The organism is Campylobacter sp. CFSAN093246 (genome assembly GCF_012889415.1).
GTDB classification, from domain to species: domain Bacteria; phylum Campylobacterota; class Campylobacteria; order Campylobacterales; family Campylobacteraceae; genus Campylobacter_D; species Campylobacter_D jejuni.
In genome coordinates, this window is the sequence record NZ_CP040613.1 from 475,647 (window position 1) to 491,926 (window position 16,280).

The following is a 16,280-nucleotide window of genomic DNA, read 5'->3' on the forward strand; positions in this document are numbered from 1 at the left end:
TTTACTCTTTAAACTAAAACTCAATGATGGAGCTTATTTTGAAAACAAAACGATTTTTTGCGGGTCTTGCAGGCTTTGCCACTACTTTCATTTTATGTCTATTTTTAACAAGTCATTTACAAGCTAAAGTTGATCAAAAAGAAGAGCAGGTTCAAAAACGCCTAGAAGCTTTAGATAAGCTTACAAAAACTCTTGCCATAGTAGAGCAATACTATGTGGATGATCAAAATATCAGCGATTTGGTGGATAAATCTTTATCAGGACTTTTAAGCAATCTTGATGCGCATTCTTCTTTTTTAAATGAAAAAGATTTTAATGATATGAAAATTCAAACCAATGGCGAATTTGGTGGCCTTGGTATAACCGTAGGTATGAAAGATGGTGCTTTAACAGTTGTTTCTCCTATAGAAGGAACACCAGCAGATAAAGCAGGGATAAAATCAGGAGATATTATTTTAAAAATTAATGATGAGGCCACTTTAGGAATTAATCTCAATGATGCTGTAGATAAAATGCGTGGTAAGCCAAAAACTCAAATCACTTTAACTATTTTTAGAAAAGGTGCAACAAAACCTTTTGATGTTACACTTACAAGAGAAATTATTAAGATAGAAAGTGTTTATGCAAAAATGATAGAAAATGAAAACATTCTTTATCTTAGGGTTACAAATTTTGATAAAAATGTTGTAGATGTGGCAAGTAAAGAACTTAAAAAATATCCTAATGTTAAAGGAGTTATTTTAGATCTTAGAAATAATCCTGGTGGACTTTTAAATCAAGCCATAGGACTTGTAAATTTATTTGTAGATAAAGGTGTTATTGTTTCTCAAAAAGGACGCATCGCAAGTGAAAATCAAGAATATAAAGCCGATCCTAAAAACAAAATTTCTAATGCTTCTTTGGTTGTGCTTGTAAATGGTGGAAGTGCTAGTGCAAGTGAAATCGTAAGCGGAGCTTTACAAGATCTTAAACGCGGTGTTATTGTGGGTGAAAATACTTTTGGAAAAGGTAGTGTTCAGCAAATCATACCTATTAATAAAACTGAAGCTTTAAGGCTTACTATTGCAAGATATTATCTTCCAAGCGGGCGTACTATTCAAGCAGTGGGTGTAAAACCTGATATTGAAGTTTTTCCAGGTAAAGTAAATACTCAAGAAGATGGTTTTTCTATAAAAGAAAGCGACTTAAAACAACATTTAGAAAGTGAGCTTGAAAAAATAGATAAAAATAAAAAAGAAGATAAACAAGAAAATAAAGACAATAAAAATCTAATCAGTCAAAAACAAATCAATGATGACGCACAGTTAAAATCAGCTATTGATACTATTAAAATTTTAAATATCAAACAAGGACAATAAAATGACAAAAAAAGAAATGCTTTATGAAGGAAAAGGTAAAAAACTTTTCAAAACTGATGATGAAAATTTACTAATTAGTGAGTTTAAAGATGATTTAACTGCTTTTAATGCAGAAAAAAGAGGCAATGAAAGTGGAAAAGGTGCATTAAACTGTAAAATCAGTACTGAAATTTTTCATTTGCTTGAAAAAAATGGGATTAAAACCCATTTGGTAGAAATTATAAGCGATACAGAACAAGTGGTTAAAAAATGTAAAATTGTTCCTATTGAAGTTATAGTACGCAATGTTGCAACAGGTTCTCTTACAAAAAGACTGGGCATTAAAGATGGCACTGTGCTACCTTTTGCTTTGGTGGAATTTTGTCTTAAAGATGATGCCTTAGGCGATCCTTTTATCAATGATGAGCATTGTTTGATTTTAAATTTAGTGCAAAATGAAGCTCAAATTAGTGAAATTAAAAATATGGCTAGGAAAATCAACTCTATTTTAACTCCATTTTTTGACAATAAGAATTTAAGGTTGATTGACTTTAAAATCGAACTGGGTTTAACTAAAGATAATGAGCTTGTTTTAGCTGATGAAATAAGCCCTGATAGTTGTAGATTCTGGGATAAATTTAGTAATGAAAAATTAGATAAAGATAGATTTCGTCAAGATCTAGGTAATGTAAAAATGGCTTATGAAGAAGTTTTAAAAAGAATATTAAATTAAGGAAAAATATGGAAGTTATTGTAAATATTTCTTTAAAAAATGGGGTTTTAGATCCACAAGGCAAAGCGGTGGAAAAAGCTTTGCATTCTTTAAATTTTAATAGTGTTAAAGAAGTAAAAATAGCAAAACAAATCAAAATTTCTCTTGATGAGAAAGATGAAAAATTAGCCAAAGAACAAGTAAAAAAAATGTGTGAAGAGTTGTTGGTAAATAGCGTCATTGAAGATTATGAGCTTATAATTGAGAAAGAATAAAATGAAAGTTGCTATTATTAGATTTCCAGGGACAAATTGTGAATTTGATACAACTTATGCCTTTGAAAAACTTGGAGTAAAGACGCAGATTGTTTGGCATGAAGAAAAAGAATTTGATGCAGATTTAGTTGTTTTACCAGGAGGATTTTCTTATGGAGATTATCTAAGATGCGCAGCTATTGCAAAACTTGCTCCTGCTATGCAAGGTGTTTTTAATCATGCAAAAAAAGGAGGATATATCTTAGGTATTTGTAATGGTTTTCAAATTTTACTTGAAAGCGGTCTTTTAAAAGGTGCAATGAAGCATAACAACAATCTTAGCTTTATCTCAAAAAACCAAAGTTTAAGAGTGGTTTCTAATGATAATGCCTTTTTGAAAAATTTCAAAAAAGATGAAATTATTAATTTACCAATTGCCCATGGAGAGGGAAATTATTACGCTGATGAGACTACTTTAAAAGAATTGCAAGATAAAGATCTTATTATTCTAAAATACGAGCCAAATCCAAATGGTTCTGTATTTGATATCGCAGGAATTTGTGATGAAAACAAAAAAATCTTTGGACTCATGCCCCATCCTGAGCGTGCTTGTGAAAAAGTTCTAGGTAATGATGTAGGTTTAAAAATGCTTAAAGGCTTTTTATCTTGAAAATTTTATTAACTTTAATTTTTAGCATTGTTGTATTGTTTGGCAGGGGTGAAATTTCTGTATTTAGCGGCCAAGATGAAAATATGCAAAAAGAATTACAAAAATTACCCCAAGAAGAACAAAAAATTTATCAAAATATTCCGCCAAGTGATGAAAACAATGACTTTGAAAGCAATGTAGATGATCCTTTTGTAGCCAAAGGGAGTTTGGTTCTTACAAATGATGAATATCCAAGTAGAGTATATGTTGGAGAAGTTTTTCCTATTACGATCTATGCTCGCACTACGGAAAATATAAAATTTGATTTTAACATAAGCGTAGAAAAAACTAACTTATCTTTTTTGAATCCAGATGCAAAATGGGAATTTATCAACAATGAATATAAAACAACTTTATGGTTTGAAGCCAAAAATTCAAATGCTAGTTTGAGTAAAATTTCTATCAAACTTCTTAGAAATAATGAAGCTTTTCAAGAGGCTGATATCAATCTTAATCCTATCAAATTTGAAAATACTTTATTCAATAAAGATTTTTCACACCTTGTGGCAAGTTCTTTGGAAATTAAAAAAGTTAAAGCGAGTTATTTTGATGATGCTAATATCATTATGATGGTAGAACTAAACGCAACCAATACAAATCTTAAAAGCTTTTTTATAGAAGGAATTCAAAAGCAAGGTATTGAAAATTTAAAAGGGGATTTTAATGCTTCTAGCGCTTTTTATTATGCTATTTTGCCATTAAGTAAAACAAATTTTGAATTTTCGTATTTCAATAAGGACAGTAAAAAGCTTGAAAATATAAATTTAAAATTAAAAATTAGTGACGATGAGATTAGTACTCAGAGTGATTTAAATCCTGTAAATAAAGACTTAAATATTTATAAACAATATGCTTTGTGGTTTTTAGCGGTTTTATTTGGAGTTTTATTTGTATGGAGAAAAAATTACATTATTCTGGCTTTGGCAGTTGTTTGTTTTGCACTTAGTTTTCTTGTAGATACCAATACTCAAAATGCAATTATCAAGGCTGGTTCTAGGGCTAAAATTTTACCTACAGAGCCTTCAACTTATTTTTATACGGCAAATGCAGATGAAAAAGTAGAAGTTTTGGGCAAAAGACAAAATTATATTAAAGTATTGTTTTCTGATGGAAAAATAGGTTGGGTTAATAAAGATGATTTACAAAAAAATTAAAGCTCTTTATTTTTGGATTTTTTTTGTTTTAAGTGTTGCTTTGGTGATTTTTTGTTTTTGCTTTACAAAATCTCAAAACACACTTTGGAAAATTCGCAAAATTTGGGCTAAATTTCAAAGATATACTATCTCTTATAAACAAGAAATCATTGGTACTTTTAATCCACAAGCTCAGATGATTTTAATGAATCATCAAAGTGCTTTAGATATCATCGCTTTAGAAGAATTATATCCTAAAAATTTATGCTGGATTGCCAAAAAAGAATTAGGAGAAATTCCTATTTTCAAAGTTGCTATGAAAAAACCAAAACTTCTTTGTATAGATAGAAAAAATCCGCGTGATTTGGTGCGAGTTTTAAAAGAAGCAAAAGAAAGAATTAGTGAAGATAGGGTTTTGGCTATTTTTCCAGAAGGAACTAGATCTAAAAATGAAAAAATGCTTAAATTTCAAAGTGGAGCAAAAATTTTAAGTGAAAAATTAAATCTTAAAGTTCAACCTATTTTAATTGTGGATTCTGCAAAAATTTTAGACACAAAAAGTTTTAGTGCAAGCAGCGGAGTACTTAAAATCATTTGTATGGATTTAGTCGATACAAATGATGAAAAATGGCTTGAAAACACCAGAAAAAAAATGCAAGAATTACTCGATCAAGAAAGAGCTAAGCTTTGTTAAACACTCTTTTAGTAGTTGGTTTTGGGGGATTTATAGGAGCAATATTAAGAATGCTTTCTATAAATTTAGTGAATAAATTTTTTCCTTATTCTATCAGCTTTGGAACTCTTTTTGTAAATGTTTTGGGTTCTTTTATCATAGGACTTTTGTTTTCTTATGCACAAAATAAAGGTTTATCTCCTTTACTTAAAAGCTTTATAAGTACAGGTTTTTTAGGAGCTTTTACAACTTTTTCTACTTTTTCTTATCAAAATTTACTTCTTTTGCAAAGTGGAAATTATCTTCATTTTGCGTTAAATATTATCTTAAATGTCTTTCTTTGCTTATTTGCCGCATGGCTTGGCTTTTTAATTTTCAAATAAATCTTTAAATTTACTTTAGAATTTGTATTTTTTGCTAAAATACCACTTTAAAAAATTACAAAGGAATCAAAATGCAATTTCAAACCGAAGTTAATCAGCTTTTACAGCTTATGATACACTCTTTATATTCTAATAAAGAAATTTTTTTAAGAGAACTTATTTCAAACGCAAGCGATGCTTTAGATAAGCTTAATTTTTTAAGCGTAAGTGATGATAAATATAAAAGCTTAAAATTCGAACCTAAAATTGAAATCAAAATTGATAAAGATAAAAAAACTTTAAGTATTAGTGATAATGGCATAGGTATGGATAAAGATGATCTTATCAACAACCTTGGAACCATAGCAAAAAGCGGTACTAAAAGCTTTTTAGAAAATTTAAGCGGTGATGCTAAAAAAGATTCTCAACTCATAGGACAATTTGGAGTAGGTTTTTATTCTGCTTTTATGGTGGCTAGTAAAATCGAAGTTTTAAGTAAAAAAGCTTTAGATGATAAAGCTTATCTTTGGAGTTCTGATGCAAATGGTTATGAGATTGATGACGCAAACAAAGAAGAACAAGGAACAAGCATTACTTTATATTTAAAAGATGATGAGTTTGCTAATGCTTATAAAATCGAAAGCATTATAGAAAAATACTCTAATCACATTCAATTTCCAATTTTCATGGAAAAAGAAGAATTTACTCCTGCTAAAGAAGGCGAAGAAGAAGGGAAAACTGAACTTAAAATTTCTCAAATCAATAAAGCCAATGCTTTATGGAGAATGCAAAAATCAAGCCTTAAAGCAGAAGATTATGAAAGATTTTATGAGCAAAATTTTCATGATTCAAACAAACCTTTACTTTATCTTCACACTAAAAGTGAAGGAAAATTAGAATACAATTCTTTATTTTTCATACCACAAAATGCACCTTTTGATTTATTCCGTGTGGATTATCAAAGTGGCTTAAAACTTTATGTAAAACGCGTATTTATCAGCGATGACGATAAAGAACTTTTACCAACTTATTTGCGTTTTGTGCGGGGGATTATCGATGTAGAAGATTTACCACTTAATGTAAGTCGTGAAATTTTACAAGAAAATCAAATTTTAAAAGGTATCAAAGAAGCTAGCGTTAAAAAGATTTTAGGTGAACTTGAAAAACTCAAAAACAATGATAAAGAAAAATACTTATCTTTCTTTAAAACCTTTGGTAAGGTATTAAAAGAAGGACTTTATGGTTTTGGCGGAGAAAAAGATAGTCTTTTAAAACTCATGCTTTATAAAAGCACTAAAGGTGAAAATTTACGCTCTTTAGAGGAATATAAAAATGACCTTCAAGGCGAACAAAAGGAAATTTTTTATATAGCAGGAAATAATGAAAGTTTATTAAGAACCTCCCCTTTACTTGAAGAGTATAAACAAAAAAATATAGAAGTTTTACTCATGGACGATGAGATTGATTCTTTAGTAACTCCTATGCTAGAATTTGAAGGTTTAAAATTTGTATCCATTAATCAAGTAGAAGATAAAAATGAACTAAGCGACGAAGAAAAAAATACTTTTGCTCCACTTGTAGCTAAATTTAAAGAACTTCTAAAAGATCAAGTTGAAGATGTAAGACTAACCAGTCGTTTGAAAGATAGTCCAAGTTGTATAGTTTATGATAAAAATAAACCTGATTTTGCTATGCAACAACTCTTAAAACAAATGGGTCAAGAACAAAATTTCAAACCTATTTTAGAAATCAATCCAAAACACGCTATTTTTACAGGTCTTAAAAACAACGAAAGCTTTAGTGCAGATATAGCAACCTTAGTTTTAAATATGGCAAAATTAAGCGAAGGTATGGGAGTGGATAATCCTGCTGAATTTAATGCAAGCCTTACAAAAATCATCAACAAGGCTTTTTCATGATAGAAAATATCTCTGCAAGTCTTTGGACAAAGCAAGATTTAAACGCATATCAAATTTTTGATGTGCGTACTCCTTTAGAATGGGAAGAAGGTATTTTACCTAATGCGCAATGTGTGGCTTTATATGATAATCAAGGGCTTTTAAATGCTAAATTTTTAGATGAATTTCAAAGCAAAAGAGATGAAAGTAAAAAACTTGCTTTTATTTGTCGTAGTGGCCATAGAAGCATGGTTGCAGCTGAATTTATAGCTGAAAAATTGGGACTTGAAAGCATCAATTTAGATGGCGGAATGCTAGCCCTTAAGGGTTGTTAATGCTAGGAATTTATTTACTCATAGCAGCTTTGTCTTTTTTAGCTCTTTATTTTGCTGTTAAAAAGCTTACTTTAAATATAGATGAGCGAACCCTTTTAGAGCCTATTAAAATGGATATTTATCCAAAATTTTGTGATTTAATCGATGAAAAAATCAGAGAATTTAAAGAAAATATCCAAAATGCTAATTTAACATTAAAAAATTCTAATCAAAAAGATGAATTTTTAGAAAAACTTGGGGATTTAAGCAGAGAGTTGACTTTCATACAAACCATGAATTTGAGCAATAAAAACGATAGTATCTGGCAAAATGAACTTTTTTCTTTTTTAAAAGAATTAGAAAATTTATTGCTTGAGTATCTAGAAAAAGGCGAAGAAGAAGCTGAAAATTTAAGAGAATTTCTGATGGATGAATTTGAAAAACTAAAAGGTTAGGCATTGCAAGAAGAAGGAAATTCTTTAAAATATTTTAAATTTATTTCATGAAGTATTTTTACTTTAGTTCTGATTTTTATTTTAATTCGTTATGACGAGCTTGCTAATCTTTTAGCAGGAGTGGCAATACTTCTTATTGGAATGACTAATTTAGGTATAGGTTTTAAAGTTTTTAGTGGTGATTTGCTTGAAAAAATTTTAGTAAAGTCAACTGATACAAAGATAAAAAGTATACTTTTTGGTACTTTAAGTACTTTAATTATGCAATTTTCAATTTTAGTTTCTATTGTTACGATTTCTTTTTTGAGTGCAGGGCTTATTTCTTTGGGTGCGGGCATAGGGATTATTTTTGGAGTAAATTTAGGAAATACGGCAAGTTCTTGGCTGATTGTTGGTTTAACAAATATTAAAATTTTAATGTTGGCTATCCCGCTTTTGATTATTGGAGTATTATTTTTCTTTCAAAAAGATAGTATTTTAAAAGGTTTGGGTAATATTTTTATTGGTATAGGTTTTTTCTTTTTGGGTGTGGATTATATTAAAAGTGGTTTTGAAAATTTTAAACATATAATTGATCTTTCTCGTTTTGATTTTGCTGGTTTTAAAGGAGTTTTTGTTTTTTAGGATTAGGTGCTTTGCTTACAGGAGTTATACAATCAAGCACAGTTATAATGGCTATTATTGTCGCTGCTTTACTTGCACAACAAATCAGTTTGGAAAATTCCTTAGCAGCAACTTTGGGTACTAGTGTTGGAGGAGTTGTAACGGCTGTTTTAGCTTCTTTAAGTACCAATATTGAAGGAAAGAAATTAGCGTTTGCAAATTGTATTTTTAATTTTGGTATAGCTTTTTTAATAGTGCTTATTTTTCCTTATTTTATACATTTCTTAATTTTTTATCCATTGCGTTAAACATAGAAGATATAGCTTTGAAAGTGGCATTATTTCACACTTTGTTTAATTTAATTGGTGTTGCGTTTTTTTCATTCTTTACTCCTTAAATTGTTTTTTTAAATAAAATAGTAAAAGCTCCTAAAGATAAGAATAAAGACAAGCCTTTATATCTTGATTAGTTTGGTTAAATTTAGTGACACAGCCATCGAAGCTTTAAGGAAAGAAAGCGAGCATCTTTATAACAATACCTATGCAGTTGTTGCTCATGCTATAGGTTTTAGTCGTAAAGATATACAAAGTGATAAAAGTTTTAAAGAAATTTTAGAAAATAAAAAGTGGTTTAGTAAAAATGTGGATTTGGACTATTTGTATCAAACTAGGATAAAGGTTCTTTTTGAAGCTATTATCGATTTTTCAACTAAAGCACAAGTTTATATTAACGATGAAACAAAGAATCATAAAATTTTTACCTTTAAGATGGCAGCTAAAAATTTAGCCGAAACAACTAAAAATTTAAAAATTATCCAAGCAAATATTAAGAAATATTCTAGTTCTTCTAATGAATTTTTGGCTTTAGAGTACAATAAAATTAGATCGAATTTAGGAGAGCTTTTAAGAAGTATCGAAGAGCTTAGAGTTGTTGAAGATCGTGAAAAGCTTTATTTGATTATTAAAAATCTTCAAAAAGGAAAAGAAATTTTAAAAGAAATCGATACTTTAACCTTGAGCAATGTTGAACATCTTATTTCAGTAAGAAAAATCACAACAGCTGAAGGAATTTCAATACTTAATGATACAACTTTTGCTGCTAAGATTGCTGAAGAACTTATAGGTGCTGTTGAGGTGATATTTTCTAAAGATATATCAAACTAGTTGTTTGTGCTAGTTTGGTTATTGTCTTGTATAGGCGTTAGAAATTCTTCATTGATTAAAATATCAACAACATCTTTAAACATAGGCAAAGCACTTTGTGCAGCATAATAACTATAAGGTTTAGTAGGATGTCTTACGAGAACTCCTATGGTATAGGCGTGATTTAAATCATTTGCAAAACCAAAAAAGGATGCATTGTAGCGATTTGAGGTGTAACCTTGTCTTTCGGCTATTCTTGCCGTTCCTGTTTTACCTCCTGCAATAATACCTTGTGTAATTGCCTTTTTTCCTGTTCCTTTTTCTATAACATTTATAAGAACATTTTGCATCGTTTTAGCGGCTTCGCTAGAAAGAATTTTTTCTTTTTTTACATCATCATCAAGATTTGTAAAGCGTCCATTTTGATAGAATTTTTCAGCTAAACGTGGTGTGATATAAAACCCATCATTGTTGAAAACATTATAAGCTGCAAGGAGTTGTATAAAGGTTGTTTTAAGTCCATAACCATAACTTAAAACAGATTTTTCTATATCTCTTAAGCGCTTAGGATTTGGAATTTCTCCTTTTTGTTCATAGGGTAGATCAATACCACTTTTTTCGCCAAATTTAAATATTTTAAGTCCTGATACGATTTCTATATTGTTAAGCCTTTTAGCAATTTGTATCATGCCTATATTTGAAGAATATCTTATAACTTCCTCCATAGTCATTTTGTCCATTTTGTGATCGTCTTTGATGGTGAAACGTCCTAGCTTGTAAGAACCGCCATAAGTATTAATCACTTCATCCATTTTTATTTTACCAAGTCTTAAGGCTGTTGTAAAGATAAAAGGTTTGATAACAGAACCTGCTTCATAGCCGTATTCTATAGCGCTTGCATTAAGAACTGATAGATCCTTTCCGCGATTTTGTGGGTCATAACGCCTTGAGCTTGCTAGAGCTAAAATTCTTCCTGTTTTACTTTCCATTACCCCAACGATGATTTCATTGGCTTTTAAATCCTCATTTCTTTGATCTATAGCTTTCTCTATACTTTTTTGCAGTTTTAAAGAAAGATTTAAATATAAATCACAACCATTGATCTTTTTTTGTTGTAGTGAATTTAGATTTAAAATAATATTTCCACCTATATCTTTAAGTCCTTGAATTTTTTCATTTTGAACAGGGCTTAGACATGCATCGTAGTATTTTTCTAAACCTTTAACTCCTATATTTTTTAAAATTCCACTTTCTGGATCTAATATCATTTTAGTATAACCGATAATAGGAGTAAAAGAATCTTTTGACATGTAAATTCTATCTTCTTCATGTTCGATGATATTTAATCCTCTTGTTTCAACTCTTCCTGAGTTATTTGTAAAAGCTTTGAAAAAACCTTGTATATAAAGTTTTTTAGCAAGATCTTTAAGGTAGCTTGCTTGCTTGGAGTCTAAGTTTTGTAAAAGAACAAAATTATAAGAGCGTTTTTTTTGATTTTGCATTCTTTTTTTAATATCTGCTACTTGATCGTTACTTATCCCACTATAAATTTGAAAAAGCTTTAAAAATAGATCAAATTTATCTTTGTTAATGCTTCTAAGATCAATTTCAGCACGATAAATTTGTTTAGAACTTGTGATAGTAAAATTATCTTTGGTTATAATCGATCCTCTTAGAGCAAGAGCGTATTGATCTTTTTCAGTGTTAGGTATATGACGTTTTGATGTAAGAAAAAAAGTAGAGCTGATAAAAATAATCATAAACAAAAGTGCCATGCAGTAGGCAAAGGCAACTTTTGAAACCCTATTTTTTTTATATTCTTGCATTAGGGTTTAAATTTGAGTTCTTGTGATTTCTTTATAAGCACTGATTGCTTTATTTCTTACTTCTAGCATAAATTTCATGCTGCTTTCAGCTTTAGTGATAGCTATAGCTGCTTGATGTAAATCTTTTACTTGTCCTGTGGCAATGTCTGTCATTGCAGCTTCTCCACTTTCTTGTGCTTTATTTAAATCATTGATTTCATTTTTAAGCATCTTGGCAAATTCATCACCAATTCCTGTGGAATTTTGACTTTTGTTGGTATTTGAAATATTATTATTTAATCTTAAATCATTAATATTGTTCATTTTTTATTATCCTCTTAATAAATCAATCGCACTTTGAGATATAGTTTTTGCACTTGTAAAAGCACTTACATTGGCTTGATAAGCTCTTGTAGCTTCAATCAAATCTGCCATTTCAATAACAGGGTTTACATTTGGATACGCTACATAACCTTCAGCATTTGCATCAGGATGGCTTGGATCATACTTCATACGAAAATCTTTGTCATCTCTGACCACTTTATCCACTACAACACTTTGAATAGCAGGTTTAGCTTCTTCTGGCGAACTTGGATCATTTAAAGGATTTTCATATTTTAAAAAATTATTATCTTTGTTAATTTGCTCATTTAAAAGCTTATCAAAATCTGTTGCTTTAAAGATCACTTCGCGTCTTCTATAAGGCCCACCTTCAGCTGTTCTTGTAGTGTTTGCATTAGCTATATTAGAGCTAATAACATTCATTCTAAAACGCTGAGCACTTAAACCATAACCACTAATATCAAAATCACTTAAGTATGCCATAATTTACCTTTAACTTAATTTAGAGCTTGCATCAAGTATAGAACTAAAGATATTGCTTTGTCTTCTTAAAACTCCATCAAGAGCTGTTATCATAACTGTATTTTTACTCATTTCTGTGGTTTCTACATCTAGATCAACAGTATTTGCATCATTTCTTGCTAAATGACCATCTCTTAAGTAAATAGTAGATTTACTAGGATCAGGGAATTTCCAAGGTTTTTGATGCTCTTCTTCAGTTACGGCTAATTGCAATTCTTTATTATCATTTTTTTTGAAAATTTCATTTGCACGATTTACCAAAGCTGTTTCAAATTCAATATCTCTTGCTTTATAAAAAGGAGTATCAACATTTGCAAGATTGGCATTGATGAGTTGATTTCTTAGATTTCTACCCGCTAAAGCACCAGTGACCAGTTCTTTTGATTTAAATGGGTTAATCATTTTTTATCCTTTTTATAATTTTTAATATTAACAAGCAAATACTGTTCCAATTTAACTATTTTGTATAAAAATATCAAAAATTATTTTCCTTTTTGTAAATTTATGGCTTTATTGTGATCATCTATATTTGTGCTAAAAATATGAACTCCAGTATTTTTATCACGCACAAAATATAAATAATCTGTCTTTAAAGGAAAAATAGCTGCACGAATAGCAGCTAAAGAAACATTACAAACCGCTTCTTTAGGCAATCCTGTAAATTTATAGGTATTATAAGAGCTATTATCTTGTCTTATTCTTTGTGGGGTAACTTTTACATGGGAATAAATTCCATAATTTAAAGTTCCATCCATTTGAAGTTTCATACCTTTTTTAAGTCGATTGTAAATTACGCTTGCAACTATAGGCATTTCATTGTCATTAGCAGCTTCTTTTTGTATTACAGAAGCGATGATGATATATTGGTGCCATTTTTTTGGATTATAATCACCAAAAATTTTCTCAGAAGTTTTTTTATTGGAAATTTCAGCATGGTTTAAAAGCATTTGAATGAGTAGATTTTCTGTAATGCCTTTCGGGATTTTATAAGTTTCTGGTAAAAAAACTCCTTCATCATAAGGAGCTTGAGCTTGAAATTCTTTTAAAAGTATATCTTTATCAAGTCCAAGTTGTTTGGCTGCTTGTTCTAGAAAGATTACGCTTGTTTCTCCTGGGATAAGAGTAATGGTTTGAAGTGCTGCTTTAGCAATAGTGAGTTTATGTAGAAATTCAGCTCTATTTAAATCTTTTGTACCTATGTTGATCCAGCCTGATTGAGGGTGTCCTAAAAAAAATAAAATATATTTATCAATATTACTCATCTGATATTTATTTTGCTTTAAATATGTTATAATTTGAGAAATTGAACCTTGGGGAATAAATACCACAGAATTGCTTTTTAAAGGCTGAGTTAGATAATAAAAAATCCCCAAAATAAATATCAAAAAGAAGTTGCGTATGAAAAAGAAAATTTTATATATTGTTGTATTTTTTGTTGTGCTTATATTAGCTTTGTTTATAGTGCTTAAAAATGGAATTGTCATCTCTAGTATCCAATTTGATTTTTTAAAATTGGAACAATTATATATTAAATTAGATAAAAAATTAATTGTACGAGCAAAAAATATCACTATAAATGAGACTCAAAATTCCGAAATTTCATCACAAACCCACTCTTCTGATAATGCTTCAACAGAGATTTTAAAAATAACAAAAAATTTAAAATATCTATATACTTTTGTTAAAGAGATTGATATACAAAATTTAAATATAAAAGATAATCATGTGCGTATTTTATTTAAAGATAATGAATTTTTTATAGATAATGATTTATTGTTTTTAAAATTAACATTACAGCGTCAAAATAAAGAACTTATAGCTGATATTAAAAAACTTTTATTAAAAGATTATGATTTAAGTATTGATGGAAATTTAAGTATCAATACTAAGAGCGAGTTTTATTATTTTCAAGGTAGAGCAAGTGGAGAATTGCTTGACTTTAACGCAAGCATCTCTTACAAAGATAAAAATTTAGCTTATAAAATAGAAGATTTAAACATTAGAAATATTACGGAAATTTTTAAAAGAGTTAATAAAAGAATAGAACTTCCGCAGAGTTTAAATCTTTGGGTAGCATATAGGGCTAAGGGAGAATTTTATCATTTAGATTATTTGCAGGGCTTTATAGATTTTACTAAAGATAATTATTATTTAGACAATATTAGTGCATCAGGTTATGTTAATAATGTCAAAGTTCGCTTGGATGATAAAATGAATGCTATTGAAATTCCAAAACTCGATTTAAATTTAAACAAACAAAAGCTCGATTTTGTCTTTAATAAAGCTTTCTATAATGGTGCTGATTTAAGTTCTAGTAAGGTTTATCTATATGATTTGTTTGATGAAAAAAAAGTTGGGATTTATTTGCGCATTAAGTCTGATAATCTAAAATTTGACGAAAAACTTGCTAAAGCTTTAGAGGATTATCATTTTTCACTACCTTTTTATCAAAAAAGCGGAAAAATTAAAAGTGATTTGGAGCTTAAAATTGATTTTCATGATAAGGGTGAAATTTCTTATAGTGGTATTTTAGCTTTAGAGAATGCTAGTATTTCTTTGGCTGATTTTAATATTACAAAAGCATTTGTAAAATTAAATCAAAATGATTTAAATATAGAAAATGCCAGTGTTAAAAATGGCTTTTTAGAAGCTGATTTTAATGCTAAATTTGACTTACAAAAACAGCAAGGAAATTTCAATACTCAGATTTCAAGGCTTTATTTTGACAATGCAGAGCTTTTAGATTTAAAAAATCAAAATGTAGAAGTAAAATTAGATTATTCGCAAAATGTTAACATTAGCATTCCTCAGTGGAATTTGATTTTAAATTTTAAAGATGGACTTGAGGCTAATCTTAATAATCCTAAGATTTTATTTTCATTTTCTCCATTACTTAAAAAGCTTGGGTTTATCAATGCTAAAAATGTTTATTATAAAACTTTAAATTTTGAAGATTTTAATGCAAGTGTTAATGATGCTTATTTTAAAAATAATTTACTTATCAACGGTCAAACTCCTTATGAAAATGATAGCTTTGATATTGTAAAAAATAAGGGCATTATGGAAATTCATACTCAAAGTGATACAGCAAGTGCTAAAATAAGTTCTGATAATAAAGAAATTCATTTAAAAAATTTAAGTTATATTTATAGAAAACATTCCAACTCTTCAAATTCAACATTTGATATTGCTACTAATACCCAAAATATTAGTTTTGGTGGAGCAAATGTAGCTTTAATTTTGGCAGATTCTAATAAAACTTTGGCTTTTGATAGAGTAGAAGCTGATTTAAAAGGCAATGCTTTAGATCTTAAAGGTTCTAGAGGAAATGCAAAATTTGATCTTTATTATTCTTCTAATGATTTAAATTTAAACGTTAGCAATATTGATGATAATTATTTAAATGAGTTTTTACAAAAACAAGCTGTTCAAGATGGAGTGTTTAACTTAAGTATAAAAGGAAGTGGATTGGAGTATTTTGATGGACAGATCGATTTTAAAAATACTTATGTGAAGGATTTAAAAGGTATAAATCAGCTTATTTCCTTTATCGATACTGTACCAAGTTTATTGATGTTTAAATCTCCAACTTTTAATCAAAAAGGTTTAAGCTTACATGATGGAAAGATTATTTTTAATAGAAAAAAAGATCTTTTAAGTGTTTCGGCTATTAATTTAAATGGTGATAGTGTAGATATATATGGTTTAGGATCAGCAAATTTAAGATTAAATACAGTGGATTTTAGTTTAGAGCTTAAAACTTTAAAATCAGCTTCAGAAGCTATATCCAAGGTTCCAATTTTAAATTATGTAATTTTAGGTAAAAATCAAGAAATTAGCACAAACTTAAAAATAGATGGAAGCATAGATGACCCTAAATTTCATACCGAAATTTTAACAGATACCCTAAAAACCCCTTTTAATCTTATTAAAAATATCATACAACTTCCTGCTAATTTACTTAATTAAAAATATTTAAAGTTTGTTTGAAAACTAAAACAAACTTTAAACTTACTCTT

Annotated in this window: 15 protein-coding genes and 2 pseudogenes; 12 read left to right on the forward strand and 5 right to left on the reverse strand. The window is 28.8% G+C overall.

Going from position 1 to position 16,280, the window contains the following annotated elements; all coding sequences use genetic code 11:
* The first annotated feature begins 23 nt into the window (after window positions 1–23).
* The 11 genes and pseudogenes from FBE87_RS02520 to FBE87_RS09175 all read left to right on the forward strand — a co-directional run bounded on the left by FBE87_RS02520 (window position 24) and on the right by FBE87_RS09175 (window position 9,613).
* On the forward strand, window positions 24–1,358 hold the full coding sequence (locus FBE87_RS02520) for a S41 family peptidase (protein ID WP_002856815.1): 1,335 nt from the start codon (window positions 24–26) through the stop codon (window positions 1,356–1,358).
* Between the two features lies 1 nt (window position 1,359).
* Window positions 1,360–2,070 carry a phosphoribosylaminoimidazolesuccinocarboxamide synthase gene (purC, locus tag FBE87_RS02525; protein ID WP_002858572.1) on the forward strand — a complete coding sequence of 237 codons (711 nt, stop codon included), beginning with the start codon at window positions 1,360–1,362 and terminating at the stop codon, window positions 2,068–2,070.
* A gap of 8 nt (window positions 2,071–2,078) precedes the next feature.
* The gene (gene purS, locus FBE87_RS02530) at window positions 2,079–2,324 is read left to right on the forward strand and encodes a phosphoribosylformylglycinamidine synthase subunit PurS (protein ID WP_002858611.1); all 246 of its coding nucleotides are present in this window, start codon (window positions 2,079–2,081) and stop codon (window positions 2,322–2,324) included.
* 1 nt (window position 2,325) lies between these two features.
* Window positions 2,326–2,998, forward strand: a pseudogene (purQ, locus tag FBE87_RS02535) (phosphoribosylformylglycinamidine synthase I).
* Window positions 2,970–4,166 carry an SH3 domain-containing protein gene (locus FBE87_RS02540; protein ID WP_002872001.1) on the forward strand — a complete coding sequence of 399 codons (1,197 nt, stop codon included), beginning with the start codon at window positions 2,970–2,972 and terminating at the stop codon, window positions 4,164–4,166. Before purQ ends, FBE87_RS02540 begins: the two are co-directional and overlap by 29 nt.
* Entirely contained in the window at window positions 4,147–4,839 is a 693-nt protein-coding gene (locus FBE87_RS02545) for a lysophospholipid acyltransferase family protein (RefSeq protein WP_002858620.1), read from the forward strand. The genes FBE87_RS02540 and FBE87_RS02545 overlap by 20 nt, the downstream gene beginning before the upstream one ends.
* Entirely contained in the window at window positions 4,833–5,201 is a 369-nt protein-coding gene (gene crcB, locus FBE87_RS02550; protein ID WP_002858490.1) for a fluoride efflux transporter CrcB, read from the forward strand. Before FBE87_RS02545 ends, crcB begins: the two co-directional genes overlap by 7 nt.
* A gap of 71 nt (window positions 5,202–5,272) precedes the next feature.
* Window positions 5,273–7,099 (forward strand): molecular chaperone HtpG, encoded by a 1,827-nt coding sequence (gene htpG / locus FBE87_RS02555; RefSeq protein WP_002858566.1) that lies wholly within the window; start codon window positions 5,273–5,275, stop codon window positions 7,097–7,099.
* Entirely contained in the window at window positions 7,096–7,413 is a 318-nt protein-coding gene (locus tag FBE87_RS02560; protein ID WP_002858489.1) for a rhodanese-like domain-containing protein, read from the forward strand. Before htpG ends, FBE87_RS02560 begins: the two co-directional genes overlap by 4 nt.
* Window positions 7,413–7,847, forward strand: a complete 435-nt coding sequence (locus FBE87_RS02565; RefSeq protein ID WP_002858595.1) for a hypothetical protein — start codon at window positions 7,413–7,415, stop codon at window positions 7,845–7,847. The genes FBE87_RS02560 and FBE87_RS02565 overlap by 1 nt, the downstream gene beginning before the upstream one ends.
* A 54-nt stretch (window positions 7,848–7,901) precedes the next feature.
* Window positions 7,902–9,613, forward strand: a pseudogene (locus FBE87_RS09175) (Na/Pi cotransporter family protein).
* On the opposite strand, the gene FBE87_RS02585 reads toward FBE87_RS09175, so the two are convergent.
* From FBE87_RS02585 to mltG, 5 genes are all read right to left on the reverse strand, one after another.
* The gene (locus FBE87_RS02585; RefSeq protein ID WP_002858598.1) at window positions 9,610–11,418 is read right to left on the reverse strand and encodes a penicillin-binding protein 2; all 1,809 of its coding nucleotides are present in this window, start codon (window positions 11,416–11,418) and stop codon (window positions 9,610–9,612) included. The pseudogene FBE87_RS09175 and the gene FBE87_RS02585 sit on opposite strands and share 4 nt — an antisense overlap.
* Window positions 11,419–11,424: 6 nt before the next feature.
* The gene (gene fliE, locus FBE87_RS02590; protein WP_002851122.1) at window positions 11,425–11,721 is read right to left on the reverse strand and encodes a flagellar hook-basal body complex protein FliE; all 297 of its coding nucleotides are present in this window, start codon (window positions 11,719–11,721) and stop codon (window positions 11,425–11,427) included.
* Between the two features lie 6 nt (window positions 11,722–11,727).
* A complete protein-coding gene (gene flgC, locus FBE87_RS02595; protein ID WP_002858484.1) occupies window positions 11,728–12,222 on the reverse strand; it encodes a flagellar basal body rod protein FlgC in 495 nt (164 codons plus the stop codon).
* 9 nt (window positions 12,223–12,231) lie between these two features.
* The gene (gene flgB, locus FBE87_RS02600; protein ID WP_002858492.1) at window positions 12,232–12,663 is read right to left on the reverse strand and encodes a flagellar basal body rod protein FlgB; all 432 of its coding nucleotides are present in this window, start codon (window positions 12,661–12,663) and stop codon (window positions 12,232–12,234) included.
* A gap of 80 nt (window positions 12,664–12,743) precedes the next feature.
* Window positions 12,744–13,745: an endolytic transglycosylase MltG gene (gene mltG, locus FBE87_RS02605; RefSeq protein ID WP_002859067.1), complete on the reverse strand. Its 1,002-nt coding sequence runs from the start codon at window positions 13,743–13,745 to the stop codon at window positions 12,744–12,746.
* On the opposite strand from mltG, the gene FBE87_RS02610 reads away from it, so the two are divergent.
* Window positions 13,660–16,230, forward strand: a complete 2,571-nt coding sequence (locus tag FBE87_RS02610) for a DUF3971 domain-containing protein (RefSeq protein ID WP_002858480.1) — start codon at window positions 13,660–13,662, stop codon at window positions 16,228–16,230. The genes mltG and FBE87_RS02610 overlap by 86 nt on opposite strands.
* The last annotated feature ends 50 nt before the right edge of the window (window positions 16,231–16,280 follow it).

Excerpts from the sequence above, each read along its gene's own strand:
- FBE87_RS02560 (WP_002858489.1), top strand. The coding sequence starts at position 7,096 with ATGATAGAAAATATCTCTGCAAGTCTTTGGACAAAGCAAGATTTAAAC.
- flgC (WP_002858484.1), bottom strand. The coding sequence starts at position 12,222 with ATGGCATACTTAAGTGATTTTGATATTAGTGGTTATGGTTTAAGTGCT.
- mltG (WP_002859067.1), bottom strand. The coding sequence starts at position 13,745 with ATGACAATTCCATTTTTAAGCACTATAAACAAAGCTAATATAAGCACA.
- FBE87_RS02610 (WP_002858480.1), top strand. The coding sequence starts at position 13,660 with ATGAAAAAGAAAATTTTATATATTGTTGTATTTTTTGTTGTGCTTATA.
- FBE87_RS02585 (WP_002858598.1), bottom strand. The coding sequence starts at position 11,418 with ATGCAAGAATATAAAAAAAATAGGGTTTCAAAAGTTGCCTTTGCCTAC.
- fliE (WP_002851122.1), bottom strand. The coding sequence starts at position 11,721 with ATGAACAATATTAATGATTTAAGATTAAATAATAATATTTCAAATACC.
- htpG (WP_002858566.1), top strand. The coding sequence starts at position 5,273 with ATGCAATTTCAAACCGAAGTTAATCAGCTTTTACAGCTTATGATACAC.
- purS (WP_002858611.1), top strand. The coding sequence starts at position 2,079 with ATGGAAGTTATTGTAAATATTTCTTTAAAAAATGGGGTTTTAGATCCA.
- FBE87_RS02545 (WP_002858620.1), top strand. The coding sequence starts at position 4,147 with ATGATTTACAAAAAAATTAAAGCTCTTTATTTTTGGATTTTTTTTGTT.
- FBE87_RS02565 (WP_002858595.1), top strand. The coding sequence starts at position 7,413 with ATGCTAGGAATTTATTTACTCATAGCAGCTTTGTCTTTTTTAGCTCTT.
- flgB (WP_002858492.1), bottom strand. The coding sequence starts at position 12,663 with ATGATTAACCCATTTAAATCAAAAGAACTGGTCACTGGTGCTTTAGCG.
- FBE87_RS02520 (WP_002856815.1), top strand. The coding sequence starts at position 24 with ATGATGGAGCTTATTTTGAAAACAAAACGATTTTTTGCGGGTCTTGCA.
- purC (WP_002858572.1), top strand. The coding sequence starts at position 1,360 with ATGACAAAAAAAGAAATGCTTTATGAAGGAAAAGGTAAAAAACTTTTC.